Consider the following 26,655-nt stretch of genomic DNA (forward strand, 5'->3'; position numbering starts at 1 on the left):
ATTACCAATCCTTTCTATTCATATCATATCTAGTATCCCATGGCCATGGCCCATCAATATAACGCCAGGAGTCTCCTCTTTCAACACTGTAAAGACATAAAGGTCCATATTGATTTTCGTAGATATCTTTAAGCTGTTTTAACTGCGTGCTGTATTGTTTGTGTCTATATAATGCAACTGGATCATTTGGATGAGTGTCTAGAAAAAGAGCTAGGTCGTTAACTGCAAATTGTAATTGCTGTAAGTTTTGGAGCATAGCTTGTTGTTCACTTAAAACTTGATTTCTATTATTGCAATTCATTTATTACACCTCTCTACTTATATATTGTAAATATGGAGTTACCAATTCTGGATATATCGTTCCATAATAATGAGCTTCTGCTAAATCACTATAATATTTTGGGTTAACCTGGTAAGGAACATATCCATATCCAACCTTTGGGTCCCTAGGCATATAAGGAACTAAAGGATCATAACTTTCTCTTTCATAATATCCATTATTTCTATCATTTCTAAACATTATCATATTCATTCCTTTCTGTTATATTTCACTTTAAAAAAAGCACTTACAAAACTATATAATGTTTATATATATTATTCGATTATATTCAAAAATGTACCTTTAAATATTAAATATATGAGTATGGTGAGTAGTAATGTAATAGAAACTTTTTTAGAAAATTAATTTTTCATGGTTAAATTAATTTGTTTTACAAATAATATAAAAAAATAGTTGGAGGTAATTAAGGTAACAATGGATAATAGTCAAAATACTGTAGAATTTTTATCTGAAATTTATCGTGGTGCAAAAATGGGGGTTCAAACAATAAACAATATACTAACAAAAGTTACAGACAACAATATTTACGATGAGTTAAAATATCAACTTAGAAGTTATGAAGAAATAGCCAATGAGGCTTATTCAGAAATGCTTAGAAGAAATAATGAACCTAAAGACATTTCAACATTAAATAAGTTAAGTGCAAAAATGAGCATTGGTATAAATACATTTATTAATAGTAATCCTTCCCATATAGCCGATATGATGATTAAAGGCAATACAATGGGAGTTACAGGTATTTCTAAAAGCTTAAATGCATATAATAATGCAGATAATGAAATAAAAAACCTTGCAGATAGATTTATAAAGTTGGAGCAGGACAATATAGACAGATTAAAGAAGTTTTTATAAAACACCTTATTTAAATACAATTAAATAATTAAATACATTGAGTTATCCATGATAATATGATATAATTCTTTTGAATTAAATAAGAATATTCGCTAGGGGAGCTTAAAGCTGAGAATTACCCTCATAACTTGATCCGGTTAGTACCGGCGAAAGGAAGACGATCGTAAAAGTAGCAATAGTAAGCCCCCTCCCGCGAAAATAGGGAGGTTTTTTATGTCAGAAGAAGTATTACAATCATTTTTTGAATCTGTCCCAGGACAGATTACAACCGTAGTAGTAATATTTTTATTATTAATATTAATAATGAGAATTAGCGGTAAAAAGAACAATGTATCTATCATGGTTAAAACAGCAATCCTTATAGGACTTACTTTTGTATTAAATCAGATAACATTGTTTAGAATGCCACAAGGAGGATCTATTACAGCATTTGGAATGCTTGCTTTGTTTTTAGTAAGCTACTTATTTGGAGCAAGACAGGGGATTTTAGCAGGCATGGCATATGGCTTACTAGATTTAATTATTAATCCAAGTGTTATTCATCCAATTCAGATATTTATGGATTATCCTCTTGCATTTGGCGCCATAGGTATCGGAGGAATGCTTAGAAGTCAAAGTTTTGGAATAATAAAAGGATATATTTTAGGAGTTATAGGAAGATATATTGTAGTTGTTATATCTGGAATTGTATTTTGGGGAATGTATGCAGCAGAAGGCTTTAATGCAGTATCCTGGTCTTTATTTTATAATATGACTTATATTTTGCCAGAAGCAGCAATTACAGTAATAATTTTATTAGTACCTCAGCTAAGACAGTTGTTTGATAGGTTTAAAATAAACGATTAAAAATGTAGGATATGCATACTGCGGGACGCATATAATTTGCGTCCCCTAAATGTCATCCTGAACGATAATGAAGGATTTTTCTGATAATTCTTTATAAAGATTTATTGCACTATCAATTTTATCTTCATAAAATATACTTTTTGAAACCACCTTAATCATAATTCCTCCTACTTATATGTTTAAATAGTTTAGATTGTTTCTTTTACTTAGGTAATAAATAATATTAATATTATACTATATTTACTATAAATTTTCTAAATATTATTTTTTAAAAGAATCATTATTTTATATAAATGACATATTTCTATAATAAGTAGTTGTACATATTATGGAGGTATTTATGTTATTATCAGCAATGTTATTCTTAGTAGGAATATTTTTTTTAGTAAGGGGTGGTGACATTTTTGTAGATTCATCTGTAAAATTATCAAGGTATTTAGGGCTTTCACAGGTATTAGTAGGAGCTACAATTGTTAGTATGGCAACTACATTGCCAGAATTGATAGTTTCATCTACTGCGGCAATTCATGGAGAAACTACTATGTCAGTAGGTAATGCAATAGGCTCAATAATTTGCAATACTGGATTTGTTTTAGCTATTTCATCAATTTTAGGAAATATAGTTATTAAAGATGAACATTTTAAGCTAAAATCCATAACATTAATTTCTTATATAATAATATTGATAACATGTTCCATAGATGGAATAATAAAAGAATTTGAAGCAATTATTTTATTAGGACTTATGTTGTTTTATTTGTACAATAATGTAAAAAGCATAGCAGATGGTACTAAGATAAAAATGATTAGCAAAAATACTAATAAAAATAGTATAGATATGAGAAAAATAATTATTATTTTCATTTTAGGGCTAATATTAATAATGGTAGGTTCAAATTTAGTTGTACATAATGGTGTAAAAATAGCAGAATACTTAAAAGTTCCTACTGCCGTTATAAGTTTAACCATAATAGCTATGGGAACTTCACTTCCAGAGTTAGTAACTGTGATTACATCTTTATTAAAAGGAAATGAAGAAATAGGACTTGGTAACATAATAGGAGCAAACATATTAAACATATCATTAGTTATAGGTACTTCGGGTATGTTTTCTGATTTAATAATTATACCACAGAATCTTACACTTGATTTACCTGTTTCTTTGTTATTGTGTATTTTATTAGTAGTACCATCATTATTCATAAAACGTGTTTCTAAATTACAAGGATATATATTACTTTCAATTTATATTTCGTATATTACCTATATAGTACAAATAGTTTGAATTAGTTGATATTCCAAGCTACCATATATTTCATATGAATTATTATTTAAAAACATGAAAAAAGTTAAAAAAACTATTGACAAATTTAAAATTGAGGAATATAATTGTATAAAAATAATAAATAATGAATAATTTAATGAATGGGACAGTAAATTATAGGAAGCTTTCAGCGAGTCAAAGTAGAGTGTGAGTTTGGCAGTGAATTTTAATCGAAAAGAATCCATGAAGAGATTCTCAGAATTAGCAGTATGAGAATACGGTTAAATACCGTTAATATGAAAAAGTCAAAGCGACTGCTTTAAAAAAGAGTGGTACCGCGGTGTAAAAACTGCCTCTTTATTAAGCAGTTTTTTTATGTTTTAAAATAGAAGCAATTAAATGCAATGTTTGAATATATATTCATTAATTTATTAGTATAAATCAAAATATTGGAGGAAATCAAATGGTTAAGGAAAAAGTAGTATTAGCATATTCTGGAGGTTTAGACACATCAATAATAATTCCTTGGATAAAGGATAATTATAATAATTTGGATATTATAGCTTGCTGTGTCAATGTAGGTCAAGACGATGATATGACTGAAGTTAAGAAAAAAGCTTTATCATCAGGGGCAAGTAAAGTTTATATAGAAAATGTAGTAAATGAGTTCGTTGAAGAGTATGTATATAATGGTATTAAAGCAAATGCAGTTTATGAAGGAAAGTATCTGTTAGGGACAGCTTATGCAAGACCTTTAATAGCGAAAAAACTTGTTGAAACAGCTCATAAGGAAAAAGCTAAATATATAGCTCATGGATGTACAGGAAAAGGAAATGATCAAGTTCGTTTAGAAGTGGCTATAGCTTCCTTAGATCCAACTATTAAAATAATTGCTCCTTGGAGAATATGGGATATAACTTCAAGAGAGGAAGCAATAGATTATGCGGAATCAAAAAATATAGATCTTAATGGTATATCAAAAGAAAAAATATATTCTAGGGATCAAAATATTCTTCATATAAGTCATGAAGGAGGTATGCTAGAAGATCCAGAAAACGAACCGGACTTTGATGAACTTTTAGTTATGACTAATACAGTTGAAAAGGCACCTGACTTAGCTGAATCTATAGAAATTGAATTTGAAGCTGGCGTACCTATTAAGTTAAACGGTAAAAAATTAAATGGTGAAGAAATGATGAAGTCTTTAAATAAAATAGGTGGAAAACATGGAATTGGTGTTATTGATCTTCTTGAAAATAGACTTGTTGGTATGAAATCAAGAGGAATTTATGAAACACCAGGAGGAACTATATTGTTAGAGGCTCATAAATATCTTGAGAGTTTTGTTTTAGAAAAAGAAGAAGCACATTTTAAAGATATTATAAGTCAAAAATATGCAGAACTTGTATATAATGCTATGTGGTTTAGTGGATTAAAAGATGCATTTGATTCATTTGTTAATTCAACTCAAAAAAATGTTACTGGATCAGTTAAATTAAAATTATATAAAGGTAATATAAAGTTTGCAGGTATGATTTCAGAAAATGCATTATATAATGAATCAATTTCTTCGTTTAGCACAGGTGATTTATATGATCAAAAAGATGCAGGTGGGTTTATTAATTTATACAGCCTTCCTTACAAAATACAAGCCTTAAATGAAATGAATAATAATCAAAAGAATTCAATTAAAGTAACTTATAGCTTTAAAGAATAATACTAAGATTTAAGCCACTACCATAAAAGGTAGTGGCTTTCTGTTGACTGTTATATTTTAATTGTTATTTTAAATTATCTAACACTTTTTTTATTGCTGCCGGTGCTACTGCACACTTTTCCTCTGAAACAGCACATACTGCAAATCTTAATCCTTTTTTCAAAGCAACAACAAATATTTTTTCCTTTATTAATTCATCAGAAGCCTTTTTTGCATTTTCACAAGGAATACTTACAAAGAATCCATCTCTATATGGTAATATTTCTAAATCTACATCTTTAGATCCCTTAACAAAAGCATTTGCACGCTTTCTGAGCATATCTTTATATTTATTAACTTCATTTTCATATGCCTTTAATTTAGATGGATCATTATATATATTAGTCATAATTGACATTGCAGCTCTTGTTCCGTTAGACCAGTTAGCTCTATTAGCATGCATACATGAATAATAAAATTCTTCTGCTAAATCCTCATTTGATGAAATACCTATAGCTGCACCAGATCTCATACCATACATTGTAAATCCTTTAGACATACTATAACCAACTATAACAAATATATTTTCTGGCAGATTTGAAAATTTGGAGAAAAATTTTCTTCTTTCTGAACCTACTCCTGCATAATCAATATAGGCAACATCAACTACAATTATAATTTTATTTTCTTTATCTTTAGCATTATCCTTAGCTATATCTAATACCTGTTCCCACTCTTCATCAGAAAGACTGTAACCTGTAGGATTATTAGCTGGTGTATTTATGACTGTAACTAATCTCTTTTGTTTATTCAATAATGCTTCAAAATTTTCTTTATATGAATCAATATTAAACTCTCCCTTTTCATTAAAGAGCTTATAGTTTGTTACAGTTCTTCCAAATTCTTCTGAAATTGTTACATAAGGTGCCCAAAACCAATCACAGACTAATATAGAATCACCAGGATTTGTATAATTCCATATTGCATGTCTTATTGACCCTGTACCTCCAGGTGTAGCAACGGCTCTTATATGAGCATTAGGCTTATATTCCTTAAAGCATGCATCCTGAACAGCTTTTAAATAATCCGGTTGTCCTGCAACTTGTGCATAGGCTGCTATATCAGCATTTGGCAAGGACTTTAGTTCATTATATACCGTATCCATGCAAATAAGGTTTCCATCGTCATCTACTAAAGCTCCAAGAGTAGAATCAATAACATTTTCTTTACCATATTTAGCTATTGCATCTTTTGCTTTTGCTGCAAGTCCGAAAATTGCATCATTTGCTTTAGGCCAAACAGCATGATCAGCAACCATTTTAATAGTCATAAAACCACCTCTTTGTTTTTTATTAATTTTAACATTTAGAAAAATATAAGTCAACTATAGAAAGAATTCAAAAAAATAAAATTAACTATTGACAATATAATAATTGAGGGTTATTATAAGAAAGTTAGTATTTTAAAGCTAGGATCCATTAGCTCAGCAGGCAGAGCACTTGACTTTTAATCAAGGTGTCCGGCGTTCGAATCGCCGATGGATCACCATTGACAAAACAATACTTGACGATCTTAGCGACGTTGGGTATTGTTTTTTTATTTTTTTTATTTTTATAACAAAATTCTACAAAATTCTTAAAAAGAACAGTGTATATTGTATAAGATTGATTTTATAAATAAAAGTAAAGGGGATATAATGGTAACTAAAAATGAATACTATGAGTCGGGTTGCATAGCTACTCAAGAAGAAACAGAAGAATGCTTAAAAAAGTATGAACAAACAATCTATGCCGAGAAACAAAGGGAAAAAATGGAGGCTCTTGGCCAGCTTGCAGGAGGAATTGCTCATGATTTTAATAATCAATTGATGAGTATAATTGGAAATGCTACAATGATACAAAAGACTGAAGACATTGAGAAAATTAAAGAATATGCTGAAAGAATAATTCACATTTCTCAAAGTGCGGCTAAACTAACTAAAAAAATTCTACTTTTCTCTAAAAAGGGAAGTAGTATAAATGAATCCATAGATCTAAAATGTGTTTTAGACAATACTTATAATATGGTAGAGTCTATTGTTGATAAAACAATTGACTTTACATATAGTTATAATGCAAATAATAAAATGATTATGGGTAATGATGTACAAATTGAAAACATGATAGTTAATTTAATCATAAATGCAAGAGATGCATTAGATGGTAATGTAGGTAATATTAAAATATATACAGAAGATTCGGTAATTTATTCTGATGTTGATTTAACTCATGGAGAGACTATTAAACCAGGCCAATATATTAAAGTTTGTATAGAAGATAATGGTATAGGTATTGATGAAGAAACATTTAATAAATTGTTTGAGCCTTACTTCACTACAAAAAATAAAACTAAGGGAACTGGACTTGGCTTATCGGTGGTATTTGGTACAGTTAAATCACATTCTGGTTATATAAATGTAAAAAGTGAATTATCATGTGGCACTGTTTTTGAAATATATCTACCAGTTATCGAAGATATTAAACAAATTAGTAGTAATCAAAAGGAAATAACTAATAATTTAATTATGCTTGTAGATGATGATCTTAATGTTTTGGAAATTGAAGGAGAACTCCTTGAAGATTTAGGTTATGATGTAGAGAAGTTTAACAATCCCATCAATGCATTAGAATATTATAGAAAGGAACATAATAAAATTGCTTTTGTTGTTCTTGATATAATAATGCCAGATATGAACGGAAATGAATTATATGAAGAATTACAGAAAATAGATAAGGAAGCAGTAGCAATTTTCATTTCTGGGTTTAGTGGACAAGCTGAATATGAAGAACTAATAAAAAAAGGATATATAGTAGTAGAAAAGCCTTTTACATTTACAGAATTATCCACACAAATAGCTAAATTATATTTATAATAAATTAAGATAATGTACACATCTCTCGCATTGTTGAAACTGTGCGAAAAAATTATAATTCTCTATAGTGAAATAGTAATTTATTGGCTATAGAGATTTTTTATTAAAATAACTTAATATTTTTTTGGGTACTTTTTTTTGACAAATTTTAAATATTTGATAGAATGTAAAGGAAAAATGGTTACAATATAATTAACTTGTTTAACATAAAATAGGAGGAAATAATGAATATTAGCGAAATGCACGGCTATATTGAGCTAAAGCCTTTTGGAAATTTATCAATAGTAGCTATGAAAGGGTGCGAAGAAATAGCTTCTAGGATAGATTATTATTTAAAGGAGTGGAGACAAGACGAAAACTGCATCATTTATGATGAAGCATCTAATCCAATAAAAACCTTTTTACTTGATACAGTATGTCCGAGATTTGGATCTGGTGAGGCAAAGGGAGTTATTAATGAGACAGTAAGAGGTCATGATATTTTTATAATATCAGATGTATTTAATTATGGTGTAACATTTAATATGTATGGAATGGATGTACCCATGAGTCCTGATGACCACTTTCAAGATTTAAAGAGAATTATTGCTGCAATGAATGGAAAAGCTAAAAGGATTACAGTTATTATGCCTATGTTATACGAGGGCAGACAACATAAAAGAGCAACTAGAGAATCATTAGATTGTGCAATAGCTCTTCAAGAATTGACTGCAATGGGAGTAGAAAATATTATTTCCTTTGACATACATGATCCAAGAGTACAGAATGCTATTCCTCTTCATGGATTTGAAGATTTTCATCCTCATTATCAAATGATAAAATCATTTGTAAAAACAGTACCTAATGCTATTATAGATAGAGAACATTTAATGATAATTTCTCCTGATGAAGGTGGAATGTCAAGATGCATGTATTATTCTTCAGTATTGGAACTTGATCTTGGTATGTTTTATAAAAGAAGGGATTATTCCGTGGTTATAAACGGTAAGAATCCGGTTATAAGTCATGAATTTTTAGGAGATAATGTGGAAGGAAAGGATGTAATAGTAGTTGACGATATGATTGCATCTGGAGATTCTATGCTTGATGTAGCTAAAAAATTAAAAGAAAAAAAAGCAAAAAATGTATATATATTTTCTGCTTTTGGATTATTTACAGAAGGACTTAATAAATTCGATAAAGCATATAATGATGGTATTATAACTAGGATATTTACAACAAACCTTGTTTACAGGATGCCTGAGCTAAAAAGCAAAGAATGGTATACAGAAGTAGATATGTCTAAATATATAGCAAACATAATAGATACATTAAATTTTGATGGTTCACTTAGTGAATTGTTAGATCCGGTTCAGAAAATAAAGAAACTTCTTCAATAGTTAATAATTACTTTAAAAATATCATATTTAAACAATAATTTGATATTGATAATAATATATGATATAATTTTAAATTATTAATATTAAAAAGTACTAATATGATATAAATAAAAAACTAAAGAATATTTCAGGAGGAGTAATACATGGGTTTCAGAATGGATATTGGAATCGATCTTGGTACTGCCAGCATTTTAGTATATATTAGAGACAAAGGCATTGTCATTAATGAACCTTCAGTTGTAGCTATTGATACTACTACCGATAAAATACTAGAGGTTGGAGAAGAAGCTAGAAAAATGCTTGGTCGTACACCAGGAAATATAGTTGCAATTAGACCTTTGAGGGATGGCGTTATTTCTGATTTTGACATTACAGAAAAAATGCTAAAATATTTTATAAAAAAAGCAGTAGGAAATTCTTTAATTAAACCTAGAGTTATCATATGTGTTCCAAGTGGTGTTACTGAGGTTGAAAAAAGAGCTGTACTTGAGGCTAGCAATAACGCAGGTGCTAAAAAAACATTTTTAATAGAAGAACCAGTGGCTGCAGCAATAGGAGCAGGACTTGATATTACAAAACCTTCTGGACATATGATTATAGATATGGGTGGAGGAACTACTGATATTGCCGTTATATCCCTAGGGGGCATTGTTGTTAGCAGATCTATTAAGACTGCTGGAGACAAATGTGATGATGCAATTGTGAGATATGTAAGAAAAAGATATAATGTTATGATAGGTTTAAGAAGTGCTGAAGACTTGAAAATAAAAATAGGTACAGCATTTCCCGTTGAAGAAGAACAATTTATGGAAGTTAGAGGTAGAAACTTGGTTACAGGTCTTCCAGTAAATCTGACAATTTCATCTTCTGACATGTTAGAGGCTTTGGAAGAAACTACTACGGCAATTGCTGATGCAGTCCATTCTGTTCTTGAAAAAACTCCTCCTGAACTTGCTGCAGATATAAGTGAAAAGGGAATAGTTATGACTGGTGGAGGATGTTTAATTCATGGTTTAGACAAGTTGATAGAAAAGAGAACAGGTTTGAATGTAACGATTTCTGATGATGCTGTTTCTTGTGTTGCACGAGGTACTGGTAAATCATTAGAACACATGGATGCATTAAAGGATTCGTTATTAACTGAAGAGATTAGGACAAACTACAACAGAGCATAAAAAAACTACAAACAATAGAGTTTATCTAGTAATAGGTTTAATCTATTGTTTACTATTTTTATACAGAGGTAAAAAAATGAAAATAAAAAAAGCAGTTATTCCAGCGGCAGGTCTTGGTACTAGATTTTTACCTGCTACTAAATCGATTCCAAAAGAAATGCTTCCAATAGTAGATAAACCGACGATTCAGTATATAGTTGAAGAAGTAATTGCTTCTGGAATAGAAGATGTGTTAATTATAACAGGTAGAAATAAGGGTTCTATTGAAGAACATTTTGATAGAGCAGTTGAACTTGAAAATAATTTAGAAAAAAATAATAAGGAAGAGCTTCTTGAACAAGTAAGAAGCATTTCAAAAATGATAAATATACATACAGTTAGACAAAAAGATCCGAAGGGTCTAGGGCATGCTGTTTGTTGTGCAAAATCCTTTGTAGGTAATGAACCATTTGCAGTGTTATTGGGAGATGATATTGTTGATGCAAAAAAACCATGTTTAAAACAAATGATAGAAGTTTTCGAAAAATATAATTCAACTATTATCGGGGTACAGGAAGTAGCTTGGGATAATGTTAACAAATATGGCATAATTTCGGGGGAAAAAGTTAATGATAACACATATAATGTAAAGGATTTAATAGAGAAACCTAATAGAGATAAAGCGCCAACTAATATTGCAATACTCGGTAGATATATTCTTACACCAGAGATTTTTACGGTATTAGAGAATACTAAAAAGGGTGTTGGTGGTGAAATTCAACTTACAGATGGGTTAAAAGAACTTAGTAATATTCAAGATATTTATGCATATATATTTGAAGGTCGCAGATATGATGTTGGGAGTAAAATAGGATTTTTGGAAGCTACCGTTGATTTTGCCCTAAAAAGAGAGGATTTAAAAGATAGCTTTTCATCCTATTTAAGTAAACTAAACTTAAAATAAGGGGTGCTAATATGTATAGGGAGAAACTCGAAGAATGGTTGCAAAGCCCATATATAGATACATCAATTAAAAATGAACTAAAATCAATAGAAGATAATGACGGTGAGATTGAAGATAGATTTTATAAGGATTTAGAATTTGGTACTGGAGGAATGCGTGGAAAAATAGGCGCTGGTACTAATCGCATAAACTTAATAACTGTAGCAAAAGCAACTCAGGGGATTTCTAATTTTTTAAATGAAAAATATTCAAATGATGAAATTAGTATTGCAATAGCCTTTGACTCTAGGCATATGTCATCAGAGTTTTCAAAAAAAACAGCATCTGTTTTTGCAGCTAATAATATTAAGGTATATTTGTTTGAAAGCTTGAGACCAACACCTGAATTATCATTTGCTGTTAGACACTTTAAATGTAAAGCTGGAATTGTTATAACTGCTAGTCATAATCCTCCAGAATACAATGGTTATAAAGTATACGACGAATTTGGAGGACAGGTAGTTAAATATGCTGATGAAATAATTAATAATATTAATAAAGTTGAAATTAAGAATATAAAAAATACATATTTTGATAATAATCCTATGATAAAAATTATAGGTAGTGATATAGATACATTATATATTGATGAAATAAAAAAATTAAGTTTAAGAAAAGATATAGAAAAAAGCATTAAGATTGTTTATACGCCATTACATGGTACAGGAAACAAGTTAGTAAGAAGGGTGCTAAGGGAAACAGGATACAAGGATATAACAATTGTTAAAGAGCAGGAAAACCCAGATCCTAATTTTTCAACAATAAAATCGCCTAATCCTGAAGATATAGATTCCTTTGAAATTGCAATAGATATAGCAAAAAAGACAAAGGCAGATATAATAATCGGTACTGATCCTGACTGTGACAGAATTGGCCTAGTAGTAAAAAATAACAATGATGAATATATTCCTTTAAATGGAAATCAGACAGGAGCATTGTTATTAAATTATATTTTGAATACATTAAAAGAGAAGAATTCTTTGCCAAGGAACGGTGCTTTTGTTAAGACAATAGTAACAAGTGAATTGTCTAAAGAAATTGCTTCAAAATATAGTATTACAACCTTTAACACGTTGACAGGGTTTAAATATATTGCAGAGTTAATGCAATCTTTTCAAGAGTCTGGGAAGTATAACTTTTTGATTGGTTATGAAGAAAGTTATGGTTATTTAGCAGGGACATTTGTAAGAGACAAAGATGCTGTTATTGCATCCTTGCTTATTTGTGAAATGGCTGCATATTACAATACAAAAGGTAAGTTACTATTAGATGTGCTCCAAGAATTGTATGAAGAGTTTGGTTATTATATAGAAGAAACCCTTTCATTTAGCTTCGGTGGAGTTACTGGTCAAAATAAAATGAAAGAGATTATGGATTTTTTTAGAATGAATAAGATGAATACTTTTGCTAAGAAAAGTATTTCTTATATAAATGATTATAAAATTGGGTTATCATATAATATTATAAATAAAAATAAAGAAAAACTCAATTATCCAAAATCTGATGTTCTTAAGTTTTGCTTTGATGATGGATCATGGCTAGTACTTAGACCTTCAGGGACAGAACCAAAATTGAAAATCTATTTTTCTGTGAAGGGAGAAAATGAAGAAAAATCAAAAGAAGCATTAAAGTGCTTTAAAGAAGAAATGTCGAACATAATTAATCAAATTTAATACAATAACTAATATACTTAAATTTGATTAAAATCTAAATAGGGAGGCTGTAGATATGAAAATATTGAAAACCACAACCCAAAAAATACTTATTTTTAGTATTATATTTGTTTTTGTTTTAAATTCATTAGCTTTTGCTAATAACTATAATCCTTCACGTGAAGAGATAGAAATAATGATTGACGAGGTTGCAACTAAACGTGCTATTCCTTCAGTTTTATTGAAAGCAATAGCAAGAGTTGAATCTGTATATGAACATTATAATGCAGATGGAAGTCCTAAAATAAGTGGAACAAGTATAGGACTTATGCAGATTAATAACAGATATGGCGGATATGACAGTGAAAGACTTAAATATGATATTAAATACAATATTGAAGCAGGTGCAGATGTATTGCTTAACAAGTGGAGTATGAGTTCCTATAAATCTGTATCAAGTGTAGGAAATATGGATCCAAATGTTCTAGAAAATTGGTATTTTGCATTATGGGCTTATAATGGATGGGCACAAAGTAATAATCCACACATGTTGTCTTCTTATGCAAAAAAATATACATATCAGCAATTAATTTATGATGTATGTGAAGACGAATATAATCAAACAATAAATAACATAGATTTTTCATATTTACCACAATCAGGTAAACCGAGCAGATCCTTAGTAGTACCGACACCTTATTCAGCTAATTCTGGACATATAATTTTGTATGAAGAAGGTGACTACGTTAGAACAGATGGTGTTAGAAATTCATATCAGCTTAGGGATGTTCCAGGTGGAAAATATATACATGATTTGCAATTAAACCAACTTGGAGTTGTTTTAGAAGGGCCAGTATTAGAAAATGGTTATTATTGGTATAAAGTTAAAATAGATGATAACAAAGAAGGCTGGATAGAAAGAAATTGGCTTTTAAGAACAGGGGATATAGAACACGGCAGATATATTTTTGATGATATTGCATTCCATTGGGCAAGGAAAGATATAATGGAACTTTACAATAAAGGGATAGTAAGTGAAGCTTTAAGTTTCAATCCAGACGAAATAGTAACGAAGGAAGAATTCTGTATATTCTTAAGCAAAACATTGAATCTATCTAAAGATAAAGAAGAAAAAGCAGAATTAGAAGAGATTGAAAATGAAATAAATTTGCCTTTTGATGACATAGAAAAAATTAATCCTTGGGCATTAAATTATATTTATGATATTTATGATACTGGTTTAGTTAAAGTAAGTTCTGGAAACTTTAATCCACAGGAGAAATTAACTCGTATGGATGCAGCATTGATATTATCAAATATCTTCGAAGAAGATAGCAAATATGAAACACTTGATATAAATAAAGTTTTTTCTGATTTAACAACATTAAGTCAAGAAGAAGTTGATAGCATTAAAAAAGCATATACTTCTGGATTAATGACAGGTAAAAACACAGGCGAATTTCAAGCAAATGAGTATTTGAGCAGAGCAGAAACAGCAGCAGTAATGACTAAAATACTTAATAAATTAGAAAATAATTAAAATTTGACATAAAAGGGTATCATATGATTTATAATCATATGATACCCTTAAATATTTCTAAATTCTAATTATTATTAAGGTACGTTATGAAATTTAATATTATAAATTCTTTCAGATTCTTTTGTTTCAGAATTATAGGTCACTGGTGATTTATTTCTATTCAGAAGTTTTACGATATCATATACATCAATCCATATTTCAGCTAATGTTTCCTTTTGTGATTCATCAAAAATCAGTTGCATCCCAAAATGTAAATGAGGCGTTCTTATGTTATTTACATTTTCTTTTCTGCTATATCCAGTCATACCTAAATATCCTATTACATCTCCTGCATAAACAATATCTCCTTCTTTAAGAGTTTTTACATAGGGATGGTTTTTTCTTAAATGTGCATAATAATAATACCTTTTATTGTCTAAACTTCTAATTCCTATGCGCCATCCACCATATTGATTCCATCCTAGTGCTTCTAATCTTCCTGTTTCAACTGCAATGACAGGTGTTCCAACTGAACCTATAAGATCATTTCCAAGATGTACTCTCCTAAATCCATAAGATCTAGAATTTCCAAAATCATCATAATGACTATAATAATATCCTCCAGCGATAGGAGAAAAAGCTTTAAGCCCATACTTTCTTACCCAAATTTTTTGTTCGTTATTATTTTCATCTTTAACTTGAATTTCAAATGGACCTACAAATCCTCCAAGAACTGCTGTATAAGCTTCAAGGTAATAATCATAGTAACTTAATCCTTCAGTAAGGTTTTCTATACTTTCACCACTTTTAAGTTTATTAATTAAATTATCCATATCTTTTGCTTTATAACGGGCAAAATTGCCGCCATATCTTGTGCCTAAATATGCTAAAATTTCAATCCAATTTAATTTCACTTCTTCATCTAAACTATTAATATCTGCTTTTAATGCCTTATCCATTGCCTCATATGAAACTCTAAAGTCAACCCACTTTATAAAATCCTTTTGTTCATTTGTAGAAGCAGGTTGGACAGTATTAATAAAAAAAGGTATAATAATAGCTAAAATTAATAAAAGTACTATAAAAATAAAAAAATATTTAAGTTTTATCCTTATTATCATAATATATCCTTTATTATAAAATATTATATAATAAATTCTATGCTACTACTCGGCCAATAGAACTAAGATACAAAATTTGAGATTGAAGTATGCAAGATATTGTTTGTAAGAATTAATATTTTATGTTAATATTAAATATAATTTAAATACTTATATTTAATGGTTATAAAGCTGGTTAATCCAGTCAGGAGGACGACTTGAAATTAAAATTTTGTTCATTATATAGTGGAAGTAGTGGTAATTGCCAATTTATAAAAACGCAGAATACAACTATTCTTGTTGATGCAGGGTTAAGTGGGAAAAAAATTCAAAATGGTATTGTAAACATAGGGGAAGATCCTAAGAATGTTGATGCAATATTTATTACCCATGAACATATGGATCACATACAAGGAGCAGGAATTTTATCTAGACGATTAGATATACCTGTATATGCAAATGAAAAAACATGGGAGGCAATGAGTCCTATTATAGGAGATGTAAAATCCCATAATATTAAAATAATTAATGAAACAGTAGAGATTGGTGATTTGACTCTGCAAGCATTTGATATTTCACATGATGCAGTCAACCCTGTAGGTTACAATATATATTATAAAAATAAGAAAATAAGTTTAGTAACAGATACTGGTTGCATTAATGATAATATTATTAATTGTATAAAGGATTCAGAATTGTTATTAATAGAATCTAACCATGATGAAGATATGGTGCTGATTGGACCTTATCCATGGCCATTAAAAAGACGAGTTTTAGGAGAATTTGGACATATGTCTAACGATACAGCAGGAAATCTTGTTTCAAAGGTAATAAAAAAAGGAAGAGAAATAGTGCTTCTTGGACATTTAAGTAAAGAAAACAATTTTCCTGAATTAGCATATAAAACAGTTGAAAATATATTAAAGGAAAATGGAATAGATGTAAATCCTGGAGTAAATTTAGATATGACTTATAGAGATAGATCAAGTAAAGTATATGAAATTTAATTAGGTATTCAAAATATTGTAAGGATGATACTATGAATGAAGAAAGAATTTATGCATGTGAAGAGCATGTGGAGATAGCATTAGATGATTTCTTGAATTATGAGGAAATTGCCCCTAAGATTATAAATATTTCAGATGAAAATTTTAAATGTAATTATTGTGATAATAATGCTTATTATGAAATATTGAAATAATATATGCAATTATAGCATACAATTAACATATTTATGATGTTATATTTTCTTTAAGTAAAAAAGTACTTGTAATAAAAAACATTAAATGCTATAATATTTACGCTATCCTTGCTCCTGAATAAGCAGGAGCCAAAAGTCCAAAGGGAGGTGACTATGATGAAAAAATATGAAGGTGCTTTTATCTTACTTTCTAATTTAGAAGAAGAAGTAAGAAATGCAGAAGTTGAAAAGGTAAAAAACATAATAACTGAAAGACAAGGAACTGTAGAAAAAGTTAATGAGTGGGGTCAAAGAAGACTTGCTTATGAAATTGATAAAAAAAGAGAAGGTTATTATGTATTTATTAATTTTACTTCAGGATCAGATGCCGTTAATGAAATAGACAGAATTTGTAAAATAAGCGACAATTTTGTTAGACATATGATTACAGTTGACGAATCAAAATAAATGATAAAGAGGAAATAATATGAATAGTGTTGTATTAATTGGAAGATTAGCCAGAGATCCAGAACTAAGATTTGTCCCTTCAACAGGGATGGCAGTTGCAAACATGGTTTTAGCTGTTGACAAGGAAATGTCAAGAGATAAAAAACAAGAGATGTCATCACAAGGCAAACCAACAGCGGATTTTATAAATGTAGTTGTTTTTGGTAAACAAGCTGAAAATTGCGCAAATTACTTAGCAAAAGGCAGAGAGTGTGCAGTTCATGGTAGAATACAAACAGGCTCTTATACTACACAAGCAGGCGAGAAAAGATATACAACAGATGTAATAGCAGATAGAGTAGAATTTATTGGTGGAAGAGGACAGTCATCACCACAACAAGGAAAACCGGTTCAGCCAGATAGCAGCTATTTTGACGATTTTCCAGATGACGACAATGATATTTTTCAACCAGTAGATGATGAAGATATCCCATTTTAATAAGAAATACTATTAAGGGAAGGAGGAAAGTCGTATGAGCTCAAGACAAGGCGGAAACGATAGAATGAATAAAAGAAGACCACGTAAAAAAGTGTGCCAATTCTGTCAAGAGAAGACAACATATATAGATTACAAAGATTTAGGAAAGTTGAAGAAATATACAACTGAAAGAGGTAAAATATTACCTAGAAGAATCACAGGTGCTTGTGCAAAGCATCAAAGAATGGTAACAAGAGCAATAAAAAGAGCAAGATCAATTGCTTTATTGCCATATACAGCAGAATAATATAATAATAATAAGGATTTGTGCATGCACAAATCCTTTCTTTAACTACTGATATTCACTGTTAATGGCATCCACCACCGCAGCTACTACAACCTGATGTTGGCTGAACAACCGGTTTTAAGCCAACTCCATTACCATTATTTTCTTCACTAGATACAATAATAAATCCACCATATTGTTCAAGTACATCTTTATCAACAATAAAAGTAACATCATTAATTACTTCTGTTTCATCTTTTTCAGTAGCTTCGCTAACCATAATTCCAAAAATAGGTCCACTACAAGATAAACTATCTATTCCAATTCTAATATTATAAGAATCAACTTTAGATTCATCTAACAATTCTTTAAATTCTTTATATGCTACATCATTTATAAATATCATATTTGCAGTCCTTTCTAATTTTATATAAAAATTATATCATATATATATTAGCTTGTACAATGCAATTCCTTATTGAACTTCCTTTTATTTCATTACTGCTATTTCAATACCAGAATAGTAATGTTTTAATATTTCCTTATAATTATATCCTTCCTCGGCCATACCATTAGCACCATATTGACTCATACCAACACCATGACCATAACCTGTTGTTACTATTTCTAAACTATCACCTGATTGGATAAAGCTGAAATTTGTAGAGTTAAGGTTAAATAGTGATCTAATTTCACGACCACTTATTTCTGTGTTGTCTATATATAAAGATTTTATTTTTCCACCTTCGCTTACTTCCCCTAATTGTATCTTTTCATTTAAATTATCAGAAGAAATATTTAAGTCGCCATAAACAGATTTGACCTTATCAATGAATTCAGCAACGGTAATTTTCATAGAATCATGAAGTTTCGGAGCTTCTTTCTCATATGGACTTTCAACACTTTTTAAATAGGGAACAGATGTGGAAAATACATCTTCAGAATTTTCAGTTCTTCCTCCACTAGTAGAATGAAATAAAGGTTCAATTATTTTACCTTTATATGTCAAAATTTGACCATCTGTAGAATTAACAGCTTCCTCAATTTTATTCCAATAATTATTAAACCAGCCATCTGGATGGCTAGCAATTAAATCATCTTTAGAGTTCCAAACCTGGCAGTGAGTACTAGTGCAAATAGATGCATCCTTATGCTCTGGTTGGCCATCTGGATATTTTAAAAGCCTGTATAACAAATAAGTTCTAGCTGTAACAGCTTGGGCTTTAAGTGCTTCAAGATTAAATTCTGCAGGCATTTCAGAGGCAACTACACCTTTTAAATATTCTTCAAAATCTATAACCATTACTTCGCTAGTTTTTGTATTAAAAACTTTAATTAAATTTGGCTCATCAATTTCTGAACTTTCTAAATTTTCTTTAATAACTTCATCATTAGCTTCCGAAGGGTTGTCTAATTCAGCTGTAATACTAAATTTTTGTTCTAGTAGAGTCAAAGAAACATTTGGAATTATTAATAACATAGCAAAAATAACTAAAGCAAAAATAATGCGGTTCAACATAAAATCTATCCCCTTTGTCATAAGTTGTATTAATATTTTATGATTGAAAAAATTTTTTAGAACAACCTGTATTAAATTTAAAATATGGGACACACTATCAAAAGATAATAAAGAAGTAAAAACAGGAGGTTGCAAATGAAAAAGAATAGATTTAGAAATGCAAAAGAAAGAATGAAAAATTTCTTTATTAGACTAAAAAATAAGGATACAAGCTTTTTTATAATAGCTTTATGTGTCCTGCTATTATCTACAGCTTTAATTTGGAGGTATACTACAAATCCAAACGAAGGAGGCAATTTAGCAGAAAATGAAGTTGATGAAGGCGATATTGGCGCCAATGTTGACCCATATGAAGATTATGTTCGGGAAATAATGGAAGATTATGAAAAGGAAAATGACAATGAAGAGGAAGACGAAGAAGAAGAATCTAAATTAGATTTAAAAAGTATCAAAGCGCCATTAGCAGGTGAAATAATAATGGAATATACAGTAGATGATTTAGTTTATTATGAGGCTATTGGTGAATGGAGAGTACATAAAGGAATAGACATTAAACCAGAAGATACTTTAATGATTGAGTCTGCATTTGCAGGAACTGTAGAATCAGTTACTACGTCTGAGATTGTGGGAACAGAAATTATTATCGATCATGGTAGTAATGTAAAAACATTATATAACAACTTATCTTCAGCAAAAGTTAAAGTTGGAGATGTTGTTGACAAGGGACAAATTATAGGTAATATAGGAAAAGTTGTTAGTATTGAATCTGCTGAAGGACCTCATCTTCATTTCGAGTTAATAGTTGAAGGTGAAAATGTAAATCCCCTCGATTATATTACAGGAGAATAAGAAATTAAGTTCTAATAGGACAGATAAACGCATAAAAATGTAAATAAGACGGTGATAATGCCAAAGGGGGTTAAACATGAAAGATTACATAGAACGGAGAGCCATGGAGATCGCGGATTATATTATAAGTACTCAATCCACTGTAAGGCAAACAGCTAAAAAATTCGGCGTTAGTAAAAGTACAGTGCATAAGGATGTTACGGAACGTCTTCCAAAATTGAACCCTCCTGCTGCAAGTGAAGTTAAAAAAGTTTTACTTAAAAACAAATCAGAAAGGCATATTAGGGGAGGTAAAGCTACACGCCTTAAATATAAAGAAGCACATGACCACGATAAAGTAAGTAATATGTAATTAACCATTTGAGGAAGGGCACTAACTGCAACATGTTAGTGCCTTTTTAGTTTTTGTATGTAAAGTGTTTACAGGGTAAAATATTAAACATCAATAGAGACAAAAAGGAGTGTTGGGACAAAAAAATTATCTTAACATATTCTCCTTGTTATATGCGGATAGGCCTTGAAAGCTACAAATACAATTCTGGATGGTATTTGTAAAAGTTTATTCGTCATAGCTGAAATAAATTTAAATTTGAGTCATTGCTGAAATAATTTTAAATTTATTGACAGTACAAAAGTTCTAATATATAATTAAGGCAATTGAATATTGATATTTTGGTAACATTTGTTTTAATAGGGAAAACAGTAAAAGCTGTTACAGCCCCCGCTACTGTGAAAGGTGATAATGCTCCATACCACTGTGCTTTGCATGGGAAGGTGAGTGTTAGATGATCCGAAAGTCAGGAGACCTGCCAGGATATGCTTGTTTGTAGATTTTCGGGAGGATTATCTAAAATATTTAATTGTGATATATATCAGTATTGTTTAAACTTCCGTAAATTACGGAAGTTTTTTTATGCAAATAATTTGATGAATGAGACTGCGTATATGTATTTTTAATAGTAATATTTTTGAGGTTAATATGGATAAATTTGTACTTAAAAATGGCAAGAGGTTAAAATGCGGCTTTACTACCGGTACCTGCGCGGCTGCTGCCGCAACAGCAGGTGCTCTGATGATATTTACCGGAAAGACTGTGGCGAATGTTTCAGTGAGGCTGCCAAGAGGTGAAATTCTTATAATTGATATTAAGGATCCGTCTTTTAATACACATGGGGTAAGATGTTGTGTTCAGAAAGATAGTGGAGATGATCCAGACTCAACAGACGGGATTTTAATATATGCAGATGTTGAACTGGATGACTCTGGTGAAATACGCATAGATGGAGGTAAAGGCGTAGGACGTGTAACTCAAAATGGTTTAGATTGCCCTGTTGGTGGACCTGCAATAAATTCAGTGCCAAGAAAAATGATAACTGAAAATGTTCATCGGATTTGTAATGAATATGGCTATAGGGGAGGAGTTAATATTATTATATCTGCTCCTGAAGGTGAAGAGGTCGCCAAAAAAACTTTCAATCCTCATTTGGGCATAGTGGGCGGAATATCAATAATTGGAACGACAGGAATAGTTGAGCCTATGAGCGAGAAAGCTTTAATTGACAGCTTGAAGGTTGAAATGCAGGTAATAAAGGAAAGAGGCTTTAATACACTATTGGCTTTTCCTGGCAATTATGCAGAAAGTTTTATTGACAGCACTCTTGGGATACGCGGGGAAAACAGTCTTAAGTATAGCAATTATCTAGGAGAAGTTCTGGATTTTGCCCTGGAGCTTAATTACAAGGAAATATTAGTAGTGGGTCATATAGGCAAGATGATTAAGGTGGCCGGAGGCATGATGAATACCCATTCTCATACCGGGGATTTCAGAATGGAAATGTTCGCTTGCTATGCTGGGTTGTATGGCGCAGGAAGCCATGTTATTGAAGAAATATTATCCAGCGTAACTACAGAACAGGTTTTGGAAATATTAATAAGGGAGGATTTATTAAAAAAGGTAATACAAAAAATAAGTGAAAGAGCACTCTTTTATATTAACAAAAGAGTGGATAATAGAATTATAACTAAATTAATTATTTATTCAAATAATCATGGAATCTTAAATTAATGTAAGGAGACTAAAATGGTACATTTTGTAGGTGCAGGACCTGGTGCAACAGATTTAATCACAATGAGGGGACATAAACTTTTATGTGACGCAGATGTAATAATATATGCCGGTTCATTGGTCAATAAAGAGCATTTAAACTATGCAAAAGAAGAAGCGGAAATTCACAATAGCGCTCATATGACTTTGGAGGAAGTTGTAGATGTTATAAAGAAGGCTGAGAAAGAAAATAAAAATACAGTTAGACTTCATACTGGCGATTCAAGTATTTACGGTGCCATAAGAGAGCAAATAGATATTTTAAAGTCACTGAATATTCAGTATGATGTGGTTCCTGGTGTAAGTTCATTTTGTGGAGCAGCAGCATCATTGAATGCGGAATATACATTGCCTAATGTGAGCCAATCAGTGATTATCACACGAATGGAGGGAAGAACTCCTGTTCCTGAAAGAGAAAGCATACGTTCATTTGCAGCACATAAGTCAACTATGGTTTTATTTTTAAGTTCTGGATTAACAGAAGAATTATCAAATGAATTAATTGCAGGTGGATATGAAAAAGATACGCCTGTTGCTGTTGTTTATAAAGCAACATGGCCTGATGAGAAAATATTCAGATGCACTATTGAAACTTTGCATCAAACTATGAAGGATAACAATATAACTAAGACAGCATTAATTTTGGTTGGCAATTTTCTTGGAAATGATTATGAAAGAAGTGAATTATATAATCCAACATTTACACATGAGTTCAGAGAGGGGATTAAGTAATGCATGTGTGTATTTTTGGAGGAACAACAGAAGGGCGCTTGCTGGCTGAATTTTTGAATGATTACAATATAAAAACTGATTTATATATTGCTACGGAATACGGAGAACAATTTGTTAAAGATTTAAATAATGTAACTGTTCATCAAGAAAGACTTAACAAGGAACATATGATTGAATTATTTCAAAAATATAATTTTGATTTTGTTGTTGATGCAACACATCCATTTGCAAAAATTGTTTCTCAGAATGCTATGGAATCGACAGAATGTTGCAATTTAAAATATTACAGGATTGTAAGAGAAACTGTAGAAAATGAACGTGCCATATACTATGACACAGTAGAAGATATAGTAAATTACTTAAACAATGTTGAAGGGAACATATTGCTTACTACGGGGAGCAAGGATTTAGATAAATTCACAAAAGTTTCAAATTATGAGGAAAGGATTTTTATAAGGATTCTTCCCATGGAAAGCTCACTGAAAAGAGCCATAGAGCTTGGATATTCTAACAAAAATATCATCTGCATGCAGGGTACCTTCAGTGAAGAGCTTAATGTTGCAATGATAAATGCTGTTGATGCTAAATACCTTGTAACAAAGGAAAGTGCTGCATCAGGAGGCTTTGATGAAAAGGTAATGTCATGCATTAAAACAAATTCTAAATGCCTTGTATTGAAAAAACCTGAAGAAGAAGGTGTCACCTTTGTAGAGTTTAAACAAATAATAAGAGGGAATGTATGAAGAAGGTTTATATTATAGGGTTGGGTATTGGCGATTTAGATTATATGCATAAAAAGGCATCAGATATATTAGAAGAATGTGATTGCTTAATAGGCGCGAAAAGAATGCTTAAGGATTTTCAAGGTTTAAATAAACCAATTTACGAAAGCTCAAATGCAGAAGATATATGTGTATACATAAGTCAAGGAGAACATAATAATTATGGAGTCTTGGTTTCCGGAGATTCCGGTTTTTATAGTCTTTCAAAAAAAGTTACAGAGCTTTTGGAAAAAAAGGATGATGTAAAGGTTGAAAATATCCCAGCAATAAGTTCACTACAATACTTTGCCTCAAGACTAAATCTGCCTTGGGATGATATTAAATATGTTAGCGCTCATGGTAGAAATCTTAATATTATATCTAATGTTATTTTTAATAAAAAAACATTTATTCTTACTTCCAGTGATTTTAGTCCTAACATTATATGTGAAATTCTTACAAACAAAGGATTGGGACACTTAAAGGTAAGCGTTGGAGAAAATTTGTCCTATGATAATGAAAGGATAATTGAGGATAGAGCAGAAGTAATTGCTGAAATGAAGTTTGAAGGTCTTTCTGTAATGATAGTGCACAATGATGATTTCATATCTATAGACGAAGCACATAACTCAATAAAGGACGAAGAATTTGTTACAGGAAAAGCACCTATGACAAAAAGTGAAGTGAGAACTATAAGTATTGGTAAGCTTAAGTTAAAAAGTGATTATATAGTCTATGATATAGGTGCAGGAACAGGTTCTATATCAGTTGAAGCAGCTTTAAAGCTATATAATGGAACATTGTATGCTGTAGAAAAAGATGAGGAAGCAGCAGCTTTAATAGAGAAAAATATAAAGAAGTTTAAAACCTATAATATAGAAGTTATAAAAGGTACAGCGCCCGAGACAATAGAAAATATTCCGAGTCCCGATGCTTGCTTCATAGGAGGAAGTAACGGAAACATGGATAACATAATAAATGCCGTATTAAAAAAGAATCCTCATGTAAATGTGGTTATTAATACGATTACCCTACAAAGCTTAAATGAAGCGATAAATTGTATGGAGAAGTATAAGTTTAAAGATGTTGAAATTGTAAATGTTTCAGTGGCTAAATCTAAAAAAATAGGCAACTATGACCTTATGATGGGACAAAATCCAATTTTTATAATCAGTGGAAAAGGAAGTGGCCTGCTGTGAAATCAAAAGCACCTAGAATAATGATTTCTGCGATTAGTAGCAACAGTGGAAAAACAACGATCACTGCAGCCATTTTAAAAGCGTTTCAGTTGAGGGGTAATAAGGTTGCTTCATTTAAAGCGGGACCTGATTATATTGATCCCATGTTCCATTCGAAAATTATTAAAATTCCATCAAGAAACCTGGATAAATTTATGATTGGTGAAAATAACTGCAGATACATAATGGGAAAAGGTAGCAGTAATATAGATGTTTCAGTTATAGAAGGAGTAATGGGTTATTATGATGGCATAGGCACCAATACTTCCTGCAGCTCCTATGAACTGTCGGCAGCTTTAAATTGTCCTGTGGTACTTGTTATTAATCCCAGTAGCATGGCTGCATCGGTGGGGGCAATAATCCATGGATTTAAAAGTTTTAGAGAGAATAGCAATATTAGAGGAGTAATTCTAAATAATGTTTCAGATGCAATGTATGGATACTATAAAAAAATTATTGAATCCAACACAGATATTAAGGTTTATGGCTATATGCCAAATTTACCAAACTGTAGACTCGAAAGTAGGCATCTCGGACTTGTAACGGCAGAGGAAGTAGGTAATCTTGAGTCCATAATTGAGCAATTAGGGACACAGGCATTAAAAACCATTGACTTAGATTGTTTATATGAATTGGCTGCAGGTTCAGCACCTATAGAATATACCGATCCAAACATAAGCTATATAGATAAAACAAAAATTGCTATTGCTAACGATAAAGCTTTTTGCTTTTATTATGAGGATAATCTGGACATACTTACACAGTTGGGTGCTGAAATAGTTAAATTCAGTCCTCTTAAAGATAAAGAGCTTCCTGAAGGAATAGGTGGCTTATATATTGGAGGAGGTTATCCGGAATTATATATAAAGGAGCTTTCAGAGAATATATCAATGCTTGATGATATAAAAGAAAAAGTTTCTAAGGGACTTCCTACGTTTGCGGAATGCGGTGGATATATGTATTTAATGGACAGCTTCACAGATAAGGAAGGAAATTTATACAATATGGTAGGAGCAGTAGAAGGAAATAGCTATATGACAGATTCTCTTAGAAGATTCGGATACATTACATTAACAAGTCAAAATAATAATTTGATGTGCAACACAGGAGAGTCAATTAACGGTCACGAATTTCACTATTCTGATAGCAATAATACAGGAGAAGCTTTTTTAGCAGTAAAGCCAGAATCAGTTAGAAGCTGGAAGGCAGTTATAGCCGATGAAACAAAGTTTTTGGGATATCCCCACATAAACTTTATGGGAAATATTAATTTTGCAGAGAATTTTGTAAAAAGATCAGTTGAGTATTCTAAATTAACTGTCAGGGGAGTAAATAAAATATAAGA

28 protein-coding genes, 1 tRNA gene, 2 riboswitches and 1 other annotated feature are annotated in these 26,655 nt (G+C 30.6%); of the genes, 23 read left to right on the forward strand and 6 right to left on the reverse strand.

From position 1 onward, the window contains the following. Position 1 precedes the first annotated feature (1 nt). Positions 2–301: a spore coat protein CotJB gene (locus tag U8307_RS07045; protein WP_326911453.1), complete on the reverse strand. Its 300-nt coding sequence runs from the start codon at positions 299–301 to the stop codon at positions 2–4. A 3-nt stretch (positions 302–304) separates the two neighbouring features. Next, positions 305–526, reverse strand: a complete 222-nt coding sequence (locus U8307_RS07050) for a spore coat associated protein CotJA (protein WP_326911454.1) — start codon at positions 524–526, stop codon at positions 305–307. Between the two features lie 228 nt (positions 527–754). On the opposite strand from U8307_RS07050, the gene U8307_RS07055 reads away from it, so the two are divergent. The 4 genes from U8307_RS07055 to U8307_RS07070 all read left to right on the forward strand — a co-directional run bounded on the left by U8307_RS07055 (position 755) and on the right by U8307_RS07070 (position 5,019). After that, positions 755–1,192, forward strand: a complete 438-nt coding sequence (locus tag U8307_RS07055; protein WP_326911456.1) for a hypothetical protein — start codon at positions 755–757, stop codon at positions 1,190–1,192. Between the two features lie 84 nt (positions 1,193–1,276). Then, positions 1,277–1,365, forward strand: a riboswitch (TPP riboswitch). A 40-nt stretch (positions 1,366–1,405) separates the two neighbouring features. After that, positions 1,406–2,038 carry an energy-coupled thiamine transporter ThiT gene (gene thiT / locus U8307_RS07060; RefSeq protein WP_326911458.1) on the forward strand — a complete coding sequence of 211 codons (633 nt, stop codon included), beginning with the start codon at positions 1,406–1,408 and terminating at the stop codon, positions 2,036–2,038. A 340-nt stretch (positions 2,039–2,378) separates the two neighbouring features. Next, complete coding sequence (locus U8307_RS07065; protein ID WP_326911460.1) at positions 2,379–3,323, forward strand: calcium/sodium antiporter; 945 nt, start codon at positions 2,379–2,381, stop codon at positions 3,321–3,323. 127 nt (positions 3,324–3,450) lie between these two features. Beyond that, positions 3,451–3,662, forward strand: a binding site (T-box leader). Between the two features lie 103 nt (positions 3,663–3,765). After that, positions 3,766–5,019 (forward strand): argininosuccinate synthase, encoded by a 1,254-nt coding sequence (locus tag U8307_RS07070; protein WP_326911462.1) that lies wholly within the window; start codon positions 3,766–3,768, stop codon positions 5,017–5,019. A gap of 64 nt (positions 5,020–5,083) precedes the next feature. Here U8307_RS07070 and U8307_RS07075 read toward each other — a convergent pair whose 3' ends face one another. Continuing rightward, positions 5,084–6,328 carry a pyridoxal phosphate-dependent aminotransferase gene (locus U8307_RS07075; protein ID WP_326911464.1) on the reverse strand — a complete coding sequence of 415 codons (1,245 nt, stop codon included), beginning with the start codon at positions 6,326–6,328 and terminating at the stop codon, positions 5,084–5,086. 142 nt (positions 6,329–6,470) lie between these two features. Here U8307_RS07075 and U8307_RS07080 point away from each other — a divergent pair. The 7 genes from U8307_RS07080 (at position 6,471) to U8307_RS07110 (ending at position 14,637) form a co-directional block, all read left to right on the forward strand. Beyond that, positions 6,471–6,546 (forward strand) — tRNA-Lys (locus U8307_RS07080). A gap of 148 nt (positions 6,547–6,694) precedes the next feature. Next, the gene (locus tag U8307_RS07085; protein WP_326911466.1) at positions 6,695–7,909 is read left to right on the forward strand and encodes a hybrid sensor histidine kinase/response regulator; all 1,215 of its coding nucleotides are present in this window, start codon (positions 6,695–6,697) and stop codon (positions 7,907–7,909) included. Between the two features lie 224 nt (positions 7,910–8,133). Then, positions 8,134–9,288, forward strand: a complete 1,155-nt coding sequence (locus U8307_RS07090) for a ribose-phosphate pyrophosphokinase (protein ID WP_326911468.1) — start codon at positions 8,134–8,136, stop codon at positions 9,286–9,288. Positions 9,289–9,431: 143 nt separating this feature from the next. Further along, positions 9,432–10,463, forward strand: a complete 1,032-nt coding sequence (locus tag U8307_RS07095) for a rod shape-determining protein (protein WP_326911469.1) — start codon at positions 9,432–9,434, stop codon at positions 10,461–10,463. A gap of 76 nt (positions 10,464–10,539) precedes the next feature. Further along, the gene (galU, locus tag U8307_RS07100; protein ID WP_326911472.1) at positions 10,540–11,406 is read left to right on the forward strand and encodes a UTP--glucose-1-phosphate uridylyltransferase GalU; all 867 of its coding nucleotides are present in this window, start codon (positions 10,540–10,542) and stop codon (positions 11,404–11,406) included. 11 nt (positions 11,407–11,417) lie between these two features. Then, entirely contained in the window at positions 11,418–13,118 is a 1,701-nt protein-coding gene (locus U8307_RS07105) for a phospho-sugar mutase (RefSeq protein WP_326911474.1), read from the forward strand. 55 nt (positions 13,119–13,173) lie between these two features. Further along, positions 13,174–14,637 carry an S-layer homology domain-containing protein gene (locus U8307_RS07110; protein ID WP_326911476.1) on the forward strand — a complete coding sequence of 488 codons (1,464 nt, stop codon included), beginning with the start codon at positions 13,174–13,176 and terminating at the stop codon, positions 14,635–14,637. Positions 14,638–14,711: 74 nt separating this feature from the next. On the opposite strand, the gene U8307_RS07115 is transcribed toward U8307_RS07110, so the two are convergent. Next, positions 14,712–15,737, reverse strand: a complete 1,026-nt coding sequence (locus U8307_RS07115; RefSeq protein ID WP_326911478.1) for a M23 family metallopeptidase — start codon at positions 15,735–15,737, stop codon at positions 14,712–14,714. A gap of 197 nt (positions 15,738–15,934) precedes the next feature. Here U8307_RS07115 and U8307_RS07120 point away from each other — a divergent pair, with 197 nt between their 5' ends. The 5 genes from U8307_RS07120 to rpsR all read left to right on the forward strand — a co-directional run bounded on the left by U8307_RS07120 (position 15,935) and on the right by rpsR (position 18,128). After that, a complete protein-coding gene (locus U8307_RS07120; RefSeq protein WP_326911480.1) occupies positions 15,935–16,723 on the forward strand; it encodes an MBL fold metallo-hydrolase in 789 nt (262 codons plus the stop codon). A 32-nt stretch (positions 16,724–16,755) separates the two neighbouring features. Beyond that, the gene (locus tag U8307_RS07125) at positions 16,756–16,917 is read left to right on the forward strand and encodes a CxxH/CxxC protein (protein ID WP_326911482.1); all 162 of its coding nucleotides are present in this window, start codon (positions 16,756–16,758) and stop codon (positions 16,915–16,917) included. A gap of 153 nt (positions 16,918–17,070) precedes the next feature. After that, positions 17,071–17,364 (forward strand): 30S ribosomal protein S6, encoded by a 294-nt coding sequence (gene rpsF / locus U8307_RS07130; RefSeq protein WP_326911484.1) that lies wholly within the window; start codon positions 17,071–17,073, stop codon positions 17,362–17,364. Positions 17,365–17,383: 19 nt separating this feature from the next. Next, positions 17,384–17,842, forward strand: coding sequence for a single-stranded DNA-binding protein (locus U8307_RS07135; protein WP_326911485.1), 459 nt, complete (start codon positions 17,384–17,386; stop codon positions 17,840–17,842). A gap of 34 nt (positions 17,843–17,876) precedes the next feature. After that, entirely contained in the window at positions 17,877–18,128 is a 252-nt protein-coding gene (rpsR, locus tag U8307_RS07140; protein WP_326911486.1) for a 30S ribosomal protein S18, read from the forward strand. Between the two features lie 61 nt (positions 18,129–18,189). Here the strand turns inward: rpsR and U8307_RS07145 are convergent, their stop codons facing one another. Further along, entirely contained in the window at positions 18,190–18,513 is a 324-nt protein-coding gene (locus U8307_RS07145; RefSeq protein WP_326911487.1) for a HesB-like protein, read from the reverse strand. An 84-nt stretch (positions 18,514–18,597) separates the two neighbouring features. Then, positions 18,598–19,626 carry a stage II sporulation protein D gene (gene spoIID / locus U8307_RS07150; protein WP_326911489.1) on the reverse strand — a complete coding sequence of 343 codons (1,029 nt, stop codon included), beginning with the start codon at positions 19,624–19,626 and terminating at the stop codon, positions 18,598–18,600. 135 nt (positions 19,627–19,761) lie between these two features. Here spoIID and U8307_RS07155 point away from each other — a divergent pair, with 135 nt between their 5' ends. From U8307_RS07155 to U8307_RS07185, 7 genes are all read left to right on the forward strand, one after another. Continuing rightward, positions 19,762–20,475, forward strand: coding sequence for a M23 family metallopeptidase (locus U8307_RS07155; RefSeq protein WP_326911490.1), 714 nt, complete (start codon positions 19,762–19,764; stop codon positions 20,473–20,475). Between the two features lie 76 nt (positions 20,476–20,551). Next, positions 20,552–20,827, forward strand: a complete 276-nt coding sequence (gene spoIIID / locus U8307_RS07160) for a sporulation transcriptional regulator SpoIIID (RefSeq protein ID WP_326911492.1) — start codon at positions 20,552–20,554, stop codon at positions 20,825–20,827. Between the two features lie 304 nt (positions 20,828–21,131). After that, positions 21,132–21,303, forward strand: a riboswitch (cobalamin riboswitch). A gap of 151 nt (positions 21,304–21,454) precedes the next feature. Continuing rightward, complete coding sequence (cbiD, locus tag U8307_RS07165; protein WP_326911494.1) at positions 21,455–22,540, forward strand: cobalt-precorrin-5B (C(1))-methyltransferase CbiD; 1,086 nt, start codon at positions 21,455–21,457, stop codon at positions 22,538–22,540. 15 nt (positions 22,541–22,555) lie between these two features. Beyond that, entirely contained in the window at positions 22,556–23,311 is a 756-nt protein-coding gene (gene cobM, locus U8307_RS07170) for a precorrin-4 C(11)-methyltransferase (protein ID WP_326911496.1), read from the forward strand. After that, positions 23,311–24,054: a precorrin-6A reductase gene (gene cobK / locus U8307_RS07175; protein WP_326911498.1), complete on the forward strand. Its 744-nt coding sequence runs from the start codon at positions 23,311–23,313 to the stop codon at positions 24,052–24,054. Before cobM ends, cobK begins: the two co-directional genes overlap by 1 nt. After that, a complete protein-coding gene (gene cbiE / locus U8307_RS07180) occupies positions 24,051–25,271 on the forward strand; it encodes a precorrin-6y C5,15-methyltransferase (decarboxylating) subunit CbiE (protein ID WP_326911499.1) in 1,221 nt (406 codons plus the stop codon). The genes cobK and cbiE overlap by 4 nt, the downstream gene beginning before the upstream one ends. Then, positions 25,268–26,653 (forward strand): cobyrinate a,c-diamide synthase, encoded by a 1,386-nt coding sequence (locus U8307_RS07185; protein ID WP_326911501.1) that lies wholly within the window; start codon positions 25,268–25,270, stop codon positions 26,651–26,653. Before cbiE ends, U8307_RS07185 begins: the two co-directional genes overlap by 4 nt. Positions 26,654–26,655 lie beyond the last annotated feature (2 nt).

This window comes from Sedimentibacter sp. MB31-C6 (assembly GCF_035934735.1).
Taxonomy (GTDB): Bacteria; Bacillota; Clostridia; order Tissierellales; family Sedimentibacteraceae; genus Sedimentibacter.